Raw genomic sequence first — 15,305 nt, forward strand, 5'->3', positions numbered from 1 at the left:
GACAAAAATGGTACGTTATTTGGCACCCGAAGAAAAGGGAAGATGCGAAAAACTCTGGGCGGAGGCGTTCCCGGAGGATTCCAGGGCTTTCCGGCAGTATTATTTCAGAGAGAAGATGAAGGACAACCGCGTTCTCGTCAGCGAAAAAGACGGGGAGGTGATTGCGATGCTTCACAGGAATCCCTACCGGATTGCCATGCGCGGCACAGTCCATGCCTGCGATTACATCGTTGCCGTCGCCACGGCGGAGACGGAGCGGCACAAAGGGCACATGAGGAGTCTCCTGCTTGCCATGTTCCGCGATATGTATGAGGAGCAGATGCCGTTTACGTTCCTGATGCCGGCCAGGGAGTCCATCTATCTTCCCTTTGATTTCCGGTTCATCTACGATCAGCCGCGGTGGGTGTTGAAATACAGTCCTGGACTCAGACGTGAGGAATGGAAGGAAGAAACGCTGGCAGGCGATCTGGCGGAGTGGCAGAATGCCTGGCTGAACCGCCAGTTTGAGGTGTTCGCCGTCCGGGATGCCGACTACCTTCTCAGGATGCAGAAGGAGTTAGCCAGCGAAAACGGGGTCTGCCGCCTGATCTATGACGACGACTGGTTCATCGGCATGGAGAGCGAATGGGGGATCTCGGAGCGGGAGATGCGCTATCTGTACACGGGGGAGCGGTACCGGAGCCTGGCGGGGACAAAGCCGGCCATCATGGCGCGGATCATCTGCCTGCCGGAGTTCGTGAAGGCCATCCGGCTTTCGGAGGAATGTCCCGAGGAAGAAATCACCGTGGAGATTGGGGTCAACGACCTGTTTCTGCCGCAGAACCAGGGGGAATGGCTGTGGCGGCTCACAAAAGACGGTTCGGAGATGACGCAGGCCTCCCGGTTCATTTCCAAGGGCAGGGGGCCGGTGTTCTCCATCGCAGAGCTTGTGCAGTGGCTTTTTGGCTATCGGATCCCGGAGCAGGCAAAGGAGGTGCCCTTCGGGGAGTACATTGAGCCGTTTCACGGCATATTTTTGGACGAAGTTGTGTAGTTTGACGGCGTGATACCGGCCTGGCAGCAGGCAGCGGCGGCCGGAGAAGAAAGGGGCGGTTTTATGGAGAAGAGGGAAACCTTGAAGCAGTGGATTTCGGAGAGCAGGAATATTGTATTTTTCGGCGGAGCCGGTGTGTCCACCGAGAGCAATATCCCGGATTTCCGCAGCACGGACGGGCTTTATAACCAACAGTACGATTATCCGCCGGAGACGATTTTAAGCCGCAGCTTTTATCTGAGGAAGCCGGAGGAATTTTACCGGTTTTACCGGAATAAGATGCTGTTTCCGGATGCGGAGCCGAACCGTGCCCATAAGGCGCTTGCGAAGCTGGAGGCCGAAGGGAAGCTGAAGGCCGTCATCACCCAGAACATCGACGGGCTTCACCAGAAGGCGGGGAGCCGGGAAGTTTTAGAGCTCCACGGCTCGGTGCTCCGGAATTACTGCACGCGGTGCGGCCGGTTTTACGGGCTGGAGGAGATCCTCAAGTCGGAAGGGATCCCCACCTGCGAGTGCGGCGGCATGATTAAGCCGGATGTCGTGCTTTATGAAGAGAGCCTGGATCAGAAGCTTTTGATGAAAGCGGTGAAATACATTTCCGAGGCCGATGTGCTGATTGTGGGCGGGACGTCGCTGACGGTTTATCCGGCGGCGGGACTCATCGACTATTACCGCGGGGAAAAGCTGGTTTTAATCAACAAATCGGTGACGCCTATGGACGAATACGCAAATCTTGTCATCAGCGGCAGCATCGGGGAAGTCCTCGGGGATGCGGCCGGCGTGTAGGAGACATGGCAGATCGAGGAAAGGAGACGGCAGGGATGTACCAGGCAGATGAGAATCGTTATCAGGAAATAGAATACAGGCGGTGCGGGAAAAGCGGCCTTCTGCTTCCGCGGGTTTCCCTTGGGTTATGGCAGAATTTCGGGGCGGAAAAGCCCTTAAAGGAACAGGAGGAGCTCCTCTGCCATGCTTTTGATAAGGGAATCACGCATTTTGACCTGGCAAACAACTACGGCCATCCGGCGAGGGGCCTGGCTGAGGAGAACTTTGGGAAGGCGCTGCGGGACTGCCTTGGGGCTTACCGGGATGAGCTGGTTATCTCTACGAAAGCCGGCTATGATATGTGGCCTGGCCCTTACGGGAACTGGGGCTCCAGGAAGTACCTGTTTGCCAGCCTGGATCAGAGCCTTCTGCGGATGGGACTTGATTACGTGGATATTTATTACCACCACAGGCCGGATCCCGAAACGCCTCTGGAAGAGACGATGGGAGCGTTAAGTGATCTGGTGCGGAGCGGAAAGGCTCTTTATGCGGGAATTTCCAATTATAAAGAGGAAGAGACAAGGGAAGCTGTCCGGATTTTAAAGGAAAATGGAACACCGTGCCTGATTCACCAGGTGCGGTACAACATGTTCGAGCGGTGGCCGGAGGACGGCCTGTTTTCGGCGCTTTCCGAGCATGGCGTCGGCTGCATCTGCTATTCGCCGCTTGCACAGGGGGCTTTGACGGAAAAATATCTGAACGGGGTTCCGGCCGGTTCCAGGGCTTCGCGGGCCGGGACGACTGTGGCGGAGCGGTACCTTTCGGAGGAAAAGCTTGAGAAGGTAAGAAGGCTTCATGTCATAGCAGAAGAGCGGGGCGAGACACTGGCCCAGACGGCGCTCTCCTGGGTCATGAGGCGGCCGGAGGTAACATCAGTTCTCGTGGGCGCAAGCAGCACGGCGCAGCTTGATGACAGCCTGGCGTCCGTAAGGGGCGCAGGCTTTACGCCGGAGGAGCTCCGTGACATTGACAGGATCCTGGAAGGCAGGGGGTAGAGCATGGTATATGAAGTCGGTGATATCGTAAAGATGAAAAAGCCGCATCCCTGCGGGAGCCAGGAGTGGGAAATCCTGCGGGTCGGCGCGGACTTCCGGTTAAAGTGCTTAGGCTGCGGCCATATGATTATGGTGACGCGGCGCCTTGTGGAGAAAAACACAAGGGGGTTAAGGAAACCGGACGGGACTGTGGTGCGATAAAAGATTGGGGAGGTAAAAGTACATGAGGAAAAGGGAAAGAAAGTTTTGGAAGACATTGGCATGCGCAGGGCTTTGCGGCGCCCTTGCAGTTCCTTCAGCGATGACGTCGTTTGCCTTTTACCAGGAGCCGGCCAGCAAAAAGGGGCTGCTGATTTCGAAGCAGGAATTGTTCGATGATATCCTGGAGCTTGGCGTGGATCAGGTGGTCTGCAACCTGGCTTCCTACCAGAATGTCAATGCGTTTGATCCGCTGGCGAGGGACTGCCGGGAAAACGGCGTTACGCTGACGATGATTCTTTTAAACAATTTTGGCGCGCGGAATCCTGATTTGATGCCGGTTTCTGAACCGGTGGAGGGCGTCGGGAACTATGCCTTCAACACGGAGACGCCGGAGGGGGAAGAGGCTGTCCGCGAATATGCGAGAACGGTGGCAAACCATTACAGCAATTCCGTTTCCAACTGGGTCATCGGAAACGAGGTCAATGATGCGGAGTTCTGGGATTACAACGGCGTCATGGACATGGATGCCCACGCGGCCGGATATGCAAAGACGTTTCGGATTTTCTATGAGGAGATTAAGGCGGCGAACCCGGAGGCGAGGGTGTTTATCCCCTTTGACATGCGGTGGGCCGCTACGGACAGACATGCAGGCCGGTATGCCGTCCGTGATTACCTGCCGAAGCTCAATGCGCTTTTAAAGGACACGGATTACGGCATCGCATGGCATGCATACCCGGTTCATTTCTTTACGAAACCGGAGTTTTTGGATGACGATGGGATTTCCTTTGACTTGAACACACCGAATATCAATTTGAAGAACATCAATGTGCTGACGGATTACATGCAGGGCGAAGATATGCTGGCGCCGGACGGCAGCGTCCGCAAGCTGATCCTCACGGAACAGGGCTTTACGTCGGCATGTGAAAACGGCGAGGAGCGCCAGTCGGAGGCCATCAAGGCGGCATATGAGATTGTGAAGGCGAACCCGTATATCGACGGCTTCTATTTAAGCCGCCATGTGGATGCAAAATCCCAGGAGGATGCCGGTGGCGCATTCGGGCTCTGGACCCGCGATCCCAACGCATCGCAGGATGAGGTGCCGCTTGCAAAGAAGAAGGCGTGGTACACGTATCAGGCGCTGGAATAAGAAGGAAAAAGAAGTCAATGAGAGACGGCTCTGCGGCCAGAATTGGTGCGCAGAGCCGTCCCTTTTTGCTGGCGCAGGCCCGGCCAAACCTGCATAGAAATTTTCGATGAATGCGGAAAATTCCATCAGGATTTCCTTATTGTGGGAGAATGGGTGTGTCACTATAATGATAATTGCAAGCGATACATCTATCATTTACATGAGAAAAGGAGAAGGTACTATGATGAACGTAAAGATGGGGGCTAAGGAAGTCAGTCTGAGAAAGGTGCAGAAAGACGCGGAAAACTCATACAGAGGCGGATTTTTCTGCTGCGAGGCGGTTATGGACGCAATCCGGAACAATTTTGAGATTGATGTGCCGAAGGAAGTGATCGGAATGGCTTCCGCCATGTCCATCGGGGCAGGGCGTTCCGGCTGTATGTGCGGCGCTTTAAACGGCGGAATCCTGGCACTCGGCATGATTTTCGGACGGACAGAGCCTCTGGGGCCGAAGGATCCGGATGTCAATAAGTGCATGTCCTATTCCAACGAGCTCCACAACTGGTTTAAGGAACATAACGGAAAGAATGCTGTCTGCTGCCGTGTGCTCACAAGAGAGTTTGACATGGGAAAAGGCGAGCATAAGGAGCAGTGCATCTACTTCACCGGCCTTTGTGCATGGAAGGTGGCGGAGATTGTCTGTCGCGAGCTGGGAATCAAGACTACGGACGAGGAAGCCGGCCCGGCGCCCCGCAGCTAAAGAACAGAGGAAGGTGAATTGGGGATGAAAGCGATCATTCAAAAGGTACCGATTCCGATCTGCGGAGTCATGCTGGGCATGGCCGCCCTGGGGAATCTTCTTCAGAGCTACTCCGAGGGGATTCGGTACGTGTGCGGCATTTTTGCCGGCTTCCTGTTAATTCTGGCTCTCTTAAAGCTTGTGATGTTTCCCGGCAAGGTGATGGAGGACATGAAAAACCCCATCATGGCAAGCGTGGCGGCGACATTTCCCATGGCGCTCATGCTTCTCAGCGCATATGTGAAGCCGTGGATTGGGCAGGCGGCGTATTTTGTGTGGCTTTTTGCCATTGCCCTGCATGTGGTGCTGATCCTTTACTTTACGGTGACGTTTATCTTAAAACTCCAGATGCAGAAGGTTTTTGCCAGCTACTTTATCGTGTATGTGGGCATCGTCGCCGCAGCGGTTACGGCTCCGTCGTATGGGATGGAGGCAGTGGGAAGCGTAGCCTTCTGGTTCGGATTCGTCTGCCTGATTGCACTGCTTGTTTTGGTGACATACCGCTATGTGAAATTTAAGGAAGTGCCGGAGCCGGCAAAGTCGCTGATCTGTATTTATGCGGCGCCCACCAGCCTGTGCGTGGCCGGATATGTCCAGTCGGTGACGCCGAAGTCTCTTGGCTTTTTGATGGCCATGCTCTGCGTCGCCACGGTTCTTTATGTGTTCGCCCTGATAAAGGCAGTTTCTCTTCTGAAACTTCCGTTTTATCCCAGCATGGCGGCCTTCACGTTCCCCTTTGTCATCAGCGCCATCGCCGCAAAACAGGCCATGGCCTGTGCGGCAAAACTGGGAAGTCCCATGCCGTTTTTAGGGCCGGTGGTGGTTGTGGAGACCGTGATCGCAGTGGCGTTTATGGTTTATGTGTATGTCTGCTTTATGAAGATGCTTTTTGGGGGGAAGAAGTAGGGGAGATGATTGCTGAATGCAGCTGTTTTTTCAAACTTGCTTTTTTCATTTTTTCGTGTTATAGTTAAGACATAAAAGGAACAACCGTCCACAGAGGGTTGGCCTGTGTTTTGGATAGAAATTCCACCCTTCAACTGCCAAGTTTACAAGGGTGGTTTTTCTATGCCCATTTTTGGGACTTAGAAAATGTTACTTACGATTATTAAAAATAAAGGTAAGCAATGCGAGGATAAACATTCCGAAAGACATAAGGTCTTTGAAATCGAAGCTCATCCGCACCACCTCCCCTCTTATGTAGGATGGGGAGGCCAACGCCCTTGCAGTGACACGGTTGTTCCTTTTTCATCATAACATATCTCGAGGTGTGCTGACAATCCTCTTCCAGGTATTTTTCGCCAGAAATCCCCATCCCCCGTATTGACTTCTTATCAGTCAAAATGTTAGAATAGGGCTATCTTATTTCAATAAAAGGAATGATATTCTGCCACACGGAATAATCCGGGTTTTGTGATAGAAAAAAGGCCGGGATGAAACCGTCTGGGAGAAAAAACAGACCGCAGCCGGCCAGGAGGGATTGGCTGCAAAAAACAATACGGAGGGAGGAATGGGATGCAGTTAGTAGACCGTGCATTAAAGGCATTAGAGATCATGAGCAGAAATATGGAAGGGATTTCCGTGTCAGATCTGGCGGAAAAGCTGGAGATTCCGGCCAGCTCTGCCCACAGAATTCTGACAAGCCTAAAAGACAACCATTTTGTGCTTCAGGATGACGAGACGAGGAAGTACCGCCTCGGCTATAAAATCTGCGGAATCGCAGCCGGAGTCGCAAGGGGAAGCGCGCTGACGCTGACTGCCCGGCCTTATATGAAAGCACTGGCTGAAAAAATTGACAGGAACGTGGTGCTTTGTGTGATGGAGGCGCGGTCAGTCATGAATATTGCGATTTCCGAACGGAAGGACTCCAACATGTATATGGTAAAAATCGGATATGAAATGCCGTTGTATTCCACTTCCGCCGGCCGTGTTTTTGCCGCGTACATGGATCGGAAGCGGGCCTTTGAACTTTTAGAGCAGGAGACGCGGACGAAGACGACACCTTACACGAAGACATCCATGGAAGAGCTGAATGAAGAGCTGGAGCGGATCAGGAGCCAGGGCTATGCGATGATTGACGAAGAACTCCAGATGGGGATCCAGGGAGTCGCCTGCCCGATTTTTGACATCAACGGTGAGCCGGCAGCGGCACTGGCGTTTACAACGATGAAGGAAACCGACGGCGAGTCTCTCGCAGAGCGGATCCGGGAACTGAAGCATTGTGCGGAAGAAATTTCTTCTGCGATCCGATAGAGGGAGGACAGACATGAGCGAGTACAGCGTTGAACTGAAAGGACTGAACAAGATTTACACCAATCTTTTAAAGGATGATACGGTTGCTTTAAAAGATATTAACCTCCAGATCCGGCCGGGAGAGTTTATTTCCATTATTGGGCCGTCGGGCTGCGGAAAGTCTACGCTTCTTAAGATCATCGGGAACCTGGACAAGCCTACCTCCGGCACCATCGAATACAAGGACGGCGCCGATCAGCAGATGGGGTTCGTGTTTCAGGATTCCGTGCTGCTTCCGTGGAAAAATGTGCGGGAAAATGCGGAATTCCCTCTCGTGATCCAGAAAAAGCAGACAAAGGAAAACGAGGAGAAGCTGGACGAGCTTTTGGAGCTGGCGGGGCTTTCGGAATTTAAGACAGCGCTTCCGAGGGAGCTTTCCGGCGGCATGAAGCAGAGGGTTTCCATCGTGCGCGCCCTGTCCTACGACGCACCGCTTCTTCTGATGGATGAGCCCTTCGGCGCCCTGGATGCGCTGACGAGAGACCATCTGAACGAAGAGCTTTTAAAGATCTGGCAGAAGACGAAGAAGACCATTCTCTTTGTCACCCACAGCATCGAAGAAGCCGCCTTCCTTTCCGACCGGGTTATCGTCATGTCCCCGCGGCCGGGCCGCGTGAAAGAAATTGTCACCATCGACCTTCCGAGACCGAGGGGAGAGGCTACGAGAAATGACCCGAGGTTCTCAGAATTCAACAAATATCTGAGGGGGATCATCGGATGAAACGGGGCGGAAAATTAGAAAAAGGCCTGAGGACAGCCGGTGAATATGTCCTTTCCATCGGTGTTTTTGTTCTGATCTGGTGGATTTATGTGACGGCAAAGGATGTGCCTGCGTACATTCTTCCGGCGCCGGACAAGGTTTTAAAAAGCCTGACAGAGATGTTCATGGACGGCAGCGTTTACCCGCACCTCTGGACGACGGCTTACGAGGTGGTTCTGGGCTTTTTGATCGGGAGCTTTCTTGGAATCCTTCTGGGATATGTGTTTACAAAAGCTGATGTGCTGAAAACCATGCTGATGCCGTATCTGATTTTCCTTCAAACGGCGCCGAAAATTGCGCTAGTTCCGCTTTTTGTGGTATGGTTCGGGATCGGGCTGGTATCGAAGGTGGTGCTTATCATCTCGATGGTGCTGTTCCCTGTCCTGTCCGGCATGATGTTGGGCCTGGAGTCGATTCCGCCGGATGTGCGGAACCTGATGAAAATTTTAAAGGCCAGCAGATGGCAGGTCTTTTCCAAAGTGGAAATGCAGTATTCCCTTCCGGCGCTGTTCGCCAGCCTGAAGGTCGGCATTGTCCAGGCTGTCATCGGTGCGATTGTGGCCGAGTGGATGTCGGGAAAACAGGGGCTGGGCTACATTCTGACGTTTGCGTCGTCCACCTACGATACGCCGATGCTTCTGGCCGGCATCATCGTGACGATTATTCTCGGCATTGTGACGTATGAGGCCGTGAATGTGCTGGAAAACCGGCTTTTGTACTGGCACGAATCAAAAAAAGGACAGGCTTAAGCCGATAAAAAATTTTTAGGAGGAATTGTTTGTGAGTCAATATACATCCGCATCAACCCCAACTATGGACGGGAAAATGCCGCATATTCTCTGCACGAAGGACGACATCGGTGAAATTGTCCTTCTGCCGGGTGATCCGGGACGCGTTGCCATGTTCCGGGACATGCTGGACGATTTTAAGATTGTCAGCCAGAACCGTGAGTACACCGTAGGCACCGGCTTTTACGAAGGCGTAAAAATCACGGTCTGTTCAACGGGTATCGGCGCGCCATCTACGGAGATCGCCGTCATCCAGCTCATCGCCCTGGGAGCAAAGGCGCTGATCCGCATCGGCGGGACAGGCGTCATGAAAGAAGATGTGCCCTGCGGCGCCATGGTGTTAAATACGGGCGCTGTCCGAATGGGCGGCTCGTCCTGCTTCTATGCACCGGCGGAATACCCGGCTATCGCTTCTTTTGAGGTGGTGGATTGCTTAAAAAAGGCATGCGAGGAGTTAAACCGCAGCTATGCCATGGGAATCTGCGTTTCCGTGGGGTCCTTCTACCATGGACAGGGGCGGAAAATGCCCTTTGAGACGGATTATGACGAAGAAGAAGTGCTGAAAAAGTACCGGAAATGGAATGTCCTCAACATGGAAATGGAGGCAGAGACCATTTTTACGCTGGCCTCTTTAAACGGCGTGCTGGCCGGGAGCATCTGTTCCGTACACTGCAACCGGGTGACGGATCAGTGGCTCGTGGACAATGAGGCGGCTCAGAAAGAGATGTGTGAGACGGCCCTGGCGGCGTCCGCGCGGCTTTCCAGAGAGTATCTGCACGCAGACGGATTGGAATAATTTTTCCGGCACCAGAGGGCGCCCGGAGAGGTTATAGAAAAAAGATGGAGGAGAGAATTATGAGAAAGAGAGTATTGGCAGCCGCCTTATGCGCGGCCATGGCCGCATCCCTTCTTGCGGGATGCAGCGCAGAGAGTGCACAGAAGGCGAGCGAGGCACAGGCCTCTCAGGCCGCGGAAACAACGGCCGCTGAAACAGAAGGGGAAAAGGAAAGCGAAATGGCAGCAGAATCCGCCGCAGAGACGGCGGCTGCCGGAGATCTGAAAACCGTGTCCATCCAGATTGACGGTTCCGCAGTCCCGTATTATGCACCGCTTTATATTGCCCAGGAGAAGGGCTTTTTCGCGGAAGAGGGGCTGAATGTGGAGTTTTATTATGCTGCCGCCGCTGACATCGTAAAGAATGTGGCCGCAGGAAATGTGGAGTTCGGTTTCCCGAATGCAGATGCTGTCGTGGCCGCCAAAGCACAGGGAATTCCGGTTAAGGTTGTTCACACCACATATCAGGAGGGCCTTGGCGCCATCATTTTCGGAACCGATTCCGGAATCCGGACACCGGCCGATCTGAAAGGGAAAAAGGTTGCTGTCACGAGCCTGGGAAGCGCAAATTATTTCCAGCTTCAGGCAGCCATGGAGTCGGAAGGATTAAGCATTGATGATGTCCAGGTAGAGATCGTGGGCACCGGCGCGATCCTGACAGCCCTGACCGAGGGCCAGGTGGATGCCATCGTATTTTCCAAGTTAAGAACCATCGAGTTAAACAATTCCGGCTATGCCGCCAGTGAGATCACCTGCGACCAGTTCCTTCCGTCCTTCGGAAATATCGTTGTGGCGGGCGACAGCCTGATAAACGAAGATCCGGAGACTGTGGACGGTTTCTGCCGCGCCCTGACAAAAGGGATTGAGTATATCATCGACGGCCATGTGGAGGAGGCAGTTGACCTTTCCATCGAGAAGTATGCGCCGACCTTTGAGGACAAGCGGGATGTGGTAATTGAAATCTTAAACGATGTGTTCATTGCGACCTTATGGCAGAGCGATTATACCGAGGCCAACGGCATCGGCGCTTCCAATCCGGAGAAATGGCAGAACCTGATCGATGATTCCAAGGAGATTGGAAACATCGACGAGACCTTTGAGGCAGCGGAACTTCTGTACACACCGGCAGAGTAAAAAACAGGCGGCCGGCAAACGAAAGAATGGAGAGATGGCAAAATGTTTTACCGCAGATACAGAAAAGTTATTCTTCCAATGATTTTCCTCCCGGTATTTCTGATCCTGTGGGAGGCGTATATCCGGATTTTCCATGTGCCGAACTATCTGCTTCCAGGCCCGGTTGAGCTGGCCGGCTCCATGGTGAAGCTCTTCACCACAGGCGGCGTCATGAAACATATCGCCGTGACGATGGAGGAGATCCTTTCGGGAACGGCCGTCGGCATTGTTATCGGACTCATATCAGGCTACATTATGGCGAAAATCCGTTTCATCGAGCGGCTTGTGATGCCCTTTGTCATCATTGTACAGACGGCGCCGAAGATTTCCCTGGCTCCTTTATTCATCCTCTGGATGGGACTGGGGATCGAGTCGAAGGCAGCGCTTGTAATTCTTGTTGTGTCATTCCCGATTATGATTAACGAGGTTGCAGCAATTCGTTCCATCGAGGACAACGTCTACAATCTGATGAAGGTGTTAAAAGCGTCTCGCTGGCAGGTGTTTTTCCATATTGAGCTTCCTTATTCTGTTGAGATGATGCTGTCGGGAATCAAGCTGGCGCTGACACAGGCCATGACCGGCGCTGTGATCGGCGAGATGATCGGCGCCAAGGCCGGACTCGGCTATCTTCTGACATTGGGAAGTGAGACGTATGATATTAAAATGATCCTCAATGCTGTGATTCTTCTGAGCGTGATCGGGCTGGCCATGTATCTGATATCCGGATTCGTGGAGAAGAAAGCCCTTTACTGGAAGACGATTGATAAGAGCGTTGTGGGATAAGAAAAAACGAAATTGGACGGCGCCGGCCGGGACACATGCACTCCCGCCACGCCGCACCACATAAAAAGTGCCCGATGCCAAACTGATATGCTCCCTTCTAGGTAGACAGTTGAAATAATAAAACTGTTTATCAAGGAGGGAGCATTTCTTATGCGTAAATATTCTGCTGAAGATAAATTACGAATGGTAAAGCTTATTTTGGAAGCTAAACATAGTATTACATCTGTATCAACAGGCGAAGGAATTCATCCTACTACTTTAGAAGAATGGATTCGTAATTATCAGTCTATGGGTTCAGAAACCTTTTACAACAAAGGATGGACCAAAAGAACTTCTGCCGAGAAAGAGATTGCCGTACAAGAGTATCTTTCTGGTCTTGGTTCACTACGTGATATTTGTAAAAAATATAAAATTTCCAGTACTCGTACACTCAGGCAATGGATTGCGCTGTATAATGGTCATAAGGAACTGAAGGCTTCCAGAACAGGAGGATGTAGTCTTATGACCAAAGGAAGAAAAACAACGTTTGAAGAAAGAGTGGAAATTGCATCCTACTGCATTTCCCATGGCCATAACTATGCTGAAACATCAGAAAACTTTAAGGTGTCCTATCAGCAGGCACGAAATTACACTATCAAATACGAAACAGGCGGAGTTCCTGCATTACAGGATAACCGCGGCAAAAGAAAATCGGAAGATTCTCTTACAGGGGTAGAAAAGCTTCAAGAGGAGTTGAAACGGGAAAAAGCCAAACGGCAACGTGCAGAAATGGGGTTATCATTCTTAAAAAAATGAGAGAAAGCCGAAGGGAGGCGGGGCTGAGCCTGATCCGCCACGAGCATATCTATCAGGCTGTCAAAGAAGAACAGAAAGAACACGATTATCCGATACAGGCGCTTTGTAAGATTGGCGGTGTTTCAAGGGCGGCTTATTACAAATGGCTGAACCATGAAATGTCAGAGAATGAACAGGAAGACCGAAAAATTGCGGAACTGATAGAAAAAATCCACATAGAATCACCTGATAAGGGTTATCGCAGAATCCGTGATGAGTTGGAGCGTTACCATGACATTGATGTAAATGATAAACGTGTTTTGCGCATCTGCCGGAAACTTGGTATCAAATCCACCATTAAATATGCAAACGATAGCTGTACAAGACAGGCTGCAAATCCACAGTACATAGCCGAAAATATCCTGAATCGTGAATTTACGGCAGAAGCTCCGAATGAAAAGTGGTTGACCGATGTAACGGAATTTCATTACTATATCGGAAATGAAAAGCACAAGGTATATTTAAGTGCAATTCTTGACCTGTATGACCGAAGAATCGTATCCTACCGTATTGGAGACAGTAATAGTAATGCATTAGTGTTTGATACCTTTGATGATGCAGTCAAAGATAATCCTGATGCACATCCGATGTTTCACAGTGACAGAGGCTTTCAATACACCAATAGAGCCTTTCATGCAAAACTTGAAGCAGCAGGGATGATGCAGAGCATGTCCAGAGTAGCAAAGTGTATCGATAATGGACCAATGGAAGGATTCTGGGGAATTCTAAAACGGGAGCGTTATTATGGTAAACGATTTATGGACAGAGAATCACTGGTGGTCATGATAGAGAAATATATCAATTACTATAACAACAGACGTTTGCAGAGGAAGCTTGGTATAGTAACACCAATGGAGAAACACGAAAAATATTTACAGGCAGCGTAAAAATCTGCCAGCAGGTGATACCTACTGGCAGAAAAAAATTATATTTTTTTGATTGTCTACTTGACGGGAAGCAGTTCAAACCGCATCGGGCACTTTTTTATATGAGATGAGAAACACCTATTTATGATCTGCTGTCATATATTTCGTGTAATTCGGATCGATATTGTATTTCTTCATATAGTATTTATGCAGAATAATCTGAAGAAAATACAGGGCAACGAGTCCAATCGGAAGGAGCACAAACGGCGATACTCTCGTAAATCCGAAGACAACATAGAGGACTGCGATCACGGAAATAACGGTAACAGAGTAGGGCACCTGGGTTCCGACGTGGTCGATGTGGTCGGCTCCGGAGAAGATGGAGGCCATAACCGTCGTGTCGGATACCGGCGAGCAGTGATCACCGAAGATAGCGCCGGACAGGACTGCACCCGTCATACCGGTGGAGAAGGTGATGTCGCCGGTAACGGCATAGCCAAGCTGGATTGCCAGAGGAGTCATGATTGCCATGGTTCCCCAGGACGTTCCGGTTGCGAAAGCCACCAGGCAGGAGCAGATCAGTACAAGCAGGGGAAGAAGTCCCGTGGGAACGCTTCCGCCAACATAGTGAGCAACGAAATCACCGAGGCCAAGGCTCTGGGTAACAGCCGCCAGAGACCATGCCATAACGAGGATTGCACCTGTCATGGCCATGAGCTTGAAGCCGTCGACGATGGTGTTCATGGTTTCTTCAAAGGTCATGATTCTTGTTGCAAGAGCCAGGACAATACCGGTAACAGCCATACCGAAGGAACCCCAGTAAAGGGCGAGCTGTGCGTCGCAGGCATCCAGGATTGCCATGATATCGGAGCCGGTTCTTGCGGGATTCGTAAGACCCGTGTAAAGGATACCGGAAATGATGATGACAAAAGCAACGGCAATCGGGAGTACGAAGCAGCGTACCATGGGCTTCGTCTTCTTTGCTTCACCGAGCTCGCTTCCCACATCCAGCATTGGCTTTGCGCCGGGGCGTGTAAATTCGCCGGTAGTAAGGGCGCGGACCTCAGCCTTTAACATAGGGCCGTAGTCTCTTCCCGTGTACATCATCATACCCACGAAAATCAGGGTGAAAATTGAGTACATATTGAAGGGCAGGCCGTTGATATAAGCGCTGACCGGCGTGCTTTCGGTGATGCCGGCAGCATCAAGGCCCTGGCCGATCATACTGATCTGGTAAGCGATCCAGTCAGAGATAAAGAACGCTGCGGCCGGAGCTGCGGTGGCATCCAGCACGTAGGAAAATTTTTCAGATGAAATGCGGTAATCCTTACAGATATCGCGGAACACGTTTCCGTCTACGGCGGAAACAAGGCAGTCGTTTACGGAGCAGAGAATGCCGAGTCCCCAGGTTCCCAGGCAGACAGAGCGGCGCTTTTTGAATTTCTGTTTTGCCGCTTCGGCAAGTGCATAGCTGCCGCCGAGTCTCCAGATGAAGGAGATGCCGACGCCCATGAACAGCGTGAACAGAAGAAGAATGATGTTGTCAGCCATGTTGACGGCGATGGCGTCCAGGGAATATGCGGCCGCAGACAGCGGGTTAAAGTGGCACATTACCAGGGCGCCGGCGAAAAGCCCGGCAAACATGGACAGAAGTACCTGTTTTGTCGCAAAACAAAGTGCGATGGCAACGACTGGCGGAATCAGGGTTAATATACCAAAATTTGCTTCCATAACGAATCCTCCTCGTATTTCAGGGATGGGCTGCCCGCCGCAGGGAGCCAGGAAAACCTGCCGAACAGCATCTTTGTCCTTTTTTAGAGCAACATCCGTGCCAGAAAAAGAGCGGGTTTCTGGAAAAAATTGACTTTTAATAGGGAAAAAAGAGGTGTAAAATTATATGAGCAGCAAAATTGTGAAATTAAAAACAAAGAAAAATTGTCAAAAATTGCCAGGTTGATATGTCAAATTGACTTGACAGAGCGGATGGCAAGAGCCA

At 51.4% G+C, this 15,305-nt stretch carries 16 protein-coding genes; 15 read left to right on the forward strand and 1 reads right to left on the reverse strand.

The window, feature by feature from the left end; genetic code table 11:
- Positions 1-7: 7 nt before the first annotated feature.
- The 15 genes from KE531_09065 (at position 8) to KE531_09135 (ending at position 13,330) form a co-directional block, all read left to right on the forward strand.
- Positions 8-1,033: a GNAT family N-acetyltransferase gene (locus KE531_09065; GenBank protein ID MBR9953757.1), complete on the forward strand. Its 1,026-nt coding sequence runs from the start codon at positions 8-10 to the stop codon at positions 1,031-1,033.
- Between the two features lie 63 nt (positions 1,034-1,096).
- On the forward strand, positions 1,097-1,819 hold the full coding sequence (locus KE531_09070; protein MBR9953758.1) for an NAD-dependent protein deacylase: 723 nt from the start codon (positions 1,097-1,099) through the stop codon (positions 1,817-1,819).
- A gap of 35 nt (positions 1,820-1,854) precedes the next feature.
- Positions 1,855-2,853 carry an aldo/keto reductase gene (locus tag KE531_09075; GenBank protein ID MBR9953759.1) on the forward strand — a complete coding sequence of 333 codons (999 nt, stop codon included), beginning with the start codon at positions 1,855-1,857 and terminating at the stop codon, positions 2,851-2,853.
- Positions 2,854-2,856: 3 nt separating this feature from the next.
- Positions 2,857-3,054 (forward strand): DUF951 domain-containing protein, encoded by a 198-nt coding sequence (locus tag KE531_09080; GenBank protein MBR9953760.1) that lies wholly within the window; start codon positions 2,857-2,859, stop codon positions 3,052-3,054.
- A gap of 22 nt (positions 3,055-3,076) precedes the next feature.
- Positions 3,077-4,201, forward strand: a complete 1,125-nt coding sequence (locus KE531_09085; protein MBR9953761.1) for a hypothetical protein — start codon at positions 3,077-3,079, stop codon at positions 4,199-4,201.
- Between the two features lie 223 nt (positions 4,202-4,424).
- On the forward strand, positions 4,425-4,940 hold the full coding sequence (locus tag KE531_09090; protein MBR9953762.1) for a C_GCAxxG_C_C family protein: 516 nt from the start codon (positions 4,425-4,427) through the stop codon (positions 4,938-4,940).
- A 24-nt stretch (positions 4,941-4,964) separates the two neighbouring features.
- Positions 4,965-5,885, forward strand: a complete 921-nt coding sequence (locus tag KE531_09095; protein ID MBR9953763.1) for a TDT family transporter — start codon at positions 4,965-4,967, stop codon at positions 5,883-5,885.
- Positions 5,886-6,494: 609 nt separating this feature from the next.
- Positions 6,495-7,232 (forward strand): IclR family transcriptional regulator, encoded by a 738-nt coding sequence (locus KE531_09100; protein ID MBR9953764.1) that lies wholly within the window; start codon positions 6,495-6,497, stop codon positions 7,230-7,232.
- A gap of 13 nt (positions 7,233-7,245) precedes the next feature.
- Positions 7,246-7,992 carry an ABC transporter ATP-binding protein gene (locus tag KE531_09105; protein MBR9953765.1) on the forward strand — a complete coding sequence of 249 codons (747 nt, stop codon included), beginning with the start codon at positions 7,246-7,248 and terminating at the stop codon, positions 7,990-7,992.
- The gene (locus KE531_09110; protein MBR9953766.1) at positions 7,989-8,780 is read left to right on the forward strand and encodes an ABC transporter permease; all 792 of its coding nucleotides are present in this window, start codon (positions 7,989-7,991) and stop codon (positions 8,778-8,780) included. Before KE531_09105 ends, KE531_09110 begins: the two co-directional genes overlap by 4 nt.
- Before the next feature lie 64 nt (positions 8,781-8,844).
- Positions 8,845-9,615: a nucleoside phosphorylase gene (locus tag KE531_09115; protein MBR9953767.1), complete on the forward strand. Its 771-nt coding sequence runs from the start codon at positions 8,845-8,847 to the stop codon at positions 9,613-9,615.
- Positions 9,616-9,674: 59 nt separating this feature from the next.
- The gene (locus tag KE531_09120; GenBank protein ID MBR9953768.1) at positions 9,675-10,787 is read left to right on the forward strand and encodes an ABC transporter substrate-binding protein; all 1,113 of its coding nucleotides are present in this window, start codon (positions 9,675-9,677) and stop codon (positions 10,785-10,787) included.
- A 42-nt stretch (positions 10,788-10,829) separates the two neighbouring features.
- Entirely contained in the window at positions 10,830-11,609 is a 780-nt protein-coding gene (locus tag KE531_09125) for an ABC transporter permease (GenBank protein MBR9953769.1), read from the forward strand.
- Between the two features lie 150 nt (positions 11,610-11,759).
- Positions 11,760-12,404, forward strand: a complete 645-nt coding sequence (locus KE531_09130; GenBank protein ID MBR9953770.1) for a transposase — start codon at positions 11,760-11,762, stop codon at positions 12,402-12,404.
- Complete coding sequence (locus tag KE531_09135) at positions 12,401-13,330, forward strand: IS3 family transposase (GenBank protein ID MBR9953771.1); 930 nt, start codon at positions 12,401-12,403, stop codon at positions 13,328-13,330. The genes KE531_09130 and KE531_09135 overlap by 4 nt, the downstream gene beginning before the upstream one ends.
- A 117-nt stretch (positions 13,331-13,447) precedes the next feature.
- On the opposite strand, the gene KE531_09140 is transcribed toward KE531_09135, so the two are convergent.
- Entirely contained in the window at positions 13,448-15,040 is a 1,593-nt protein-coding gene (locus KE531_09140; protein ID MBR9953772.1) for a Na+/H+ antiporter NhaC family protein, read from the reverse strand.
- Positions 15,041-15,305: the final 265 nt, after the last annotated feature.

This window comes from Eubacteriaceae bacterium Marseille-Q4139 (genome assembly GCA_018223415.1).
Classification (GTDB): Bacteria; Bacillota; Clostridia; order Lachnospirales; family Lachnospiraceae; genus CABSIM01.

What these genes read in the sequence shown, in the direction of transcription:
- KE531_09105 (MBR9953765.1), top strand. Translation starts at nt 7,246, where the DNA reads ATGAGCGAGTACAGCGTTGAACTGAAAGGACTGAACAAGATTTACACC.
- KE531_09070 (MBR9953758.1), top strand. Translation starts at nt 1,097, where the DNA reads ATGGAGAAGAGGGAAACCTTGAAGCAGTGGATTTCGGAGAGCAGGAAT.
- KE531_09135 (MBR9953771.1), top strand. Translation starts at nt 12,401, where the DNA reads ATGAGAGAAAGCCGAAGGGAGGCGGGGCTGAGCCTGATCCGCCACGAG.
- KE531_09090 (MBR9953762.1), top strand. Translation starts at nt 4,425, where the DNA reads ATGAACGTAAAGATGGGGGCTAAGGAAGTCAGTCTGAGAAAGGTGCAG.
- KE531_09120 (MBR9953768.1), top strand. Translation starts at nt 9,675, where the DNA reads ATGAGAAAGAGAGTATTGGCAGCCGCCTTATGCGCGGCCATGGCCGCA.
- KE531_09125 (MBR9953769.1), top strand. Translation starts at nt 10,830, where the DNA reads ATGTTTTACCGCAGATACAGAAAAGTTATTCTTCCAATGATTTTCCTC.
- KE531_09080 (MBR9953760.1), top strand. Translation starts at nt 2,857, where the DNA reads ATGGTATATGAAGTCGGTGATATCGTAAAGATGAAAAAGCCGCATCCC.
- KE531_09140 (MBR9953772.1), bottom strand. Translation starts at nt 15,040, where the DNA reads ATGGAAGCAAATTTTGGTATATTAACCCTGATTCCGCCAGTCGTTGCC.
- KE531_09115 (MBR9953767.1), top strand. Translation starts at nt 8,845, where the DNA reads ATGGACGGGAAAATGCCGCATATTCTCTGCACGAAGGACGACATCGGT.
- KE531_09075 (MBR9953759.1), top strand. Translation starts at nt 1,855, where the DNA reads ATGTACCAGGCAGATGAGAATCGTTATCAGGAAATAGAATACAGGCGG.
- KE531_09110 (MBR9953766.1), top strand. Translation starts at nt 7,989, where the DNA reads ATGAAACGGGGCGGAAAATTAGAAAAAGGCCTGAGGACAGCCGGTGAA.
- KE531_09100 (MBR9953764.1), top strand. Translation starts at nt 6,495, where the DNA reads ATGCAGTTAGTAGACCGTGCATTAAAGGCATTAGAGATCATGAGCAGA.
- KE531_09085 (MBR9953761.1), top strand. Translation starts at nt 3,077, where the DNA reads ATGAGGAAAAGGGAAAGAAAGTTTTGGAAGACATTGGCATGCGCAGGG.
- KE531_09065 (MBR9953757.1), top strand. Translation starts at nt 8, where the DNA reads ATGGTACGTTATTTGGCACCCGAAGAAAAGGGAAGATGCGAAAAACTC.
- KE531_09095 (MBR9953763.1), top strand. Translation starts at nt 4,965, where the DNA reads ATGAAAGCGATCATTCAAAAGGTACCGATTCCGATCTGCGGAGTCATG.
- KE531_09130 (MBR9953770.1), top strand. Translation starts at nt 11,760, where the DNA reads ATGCGTAAATATTCTGCTGAAGATAAATTACGAATGGTAAAGCTTATT.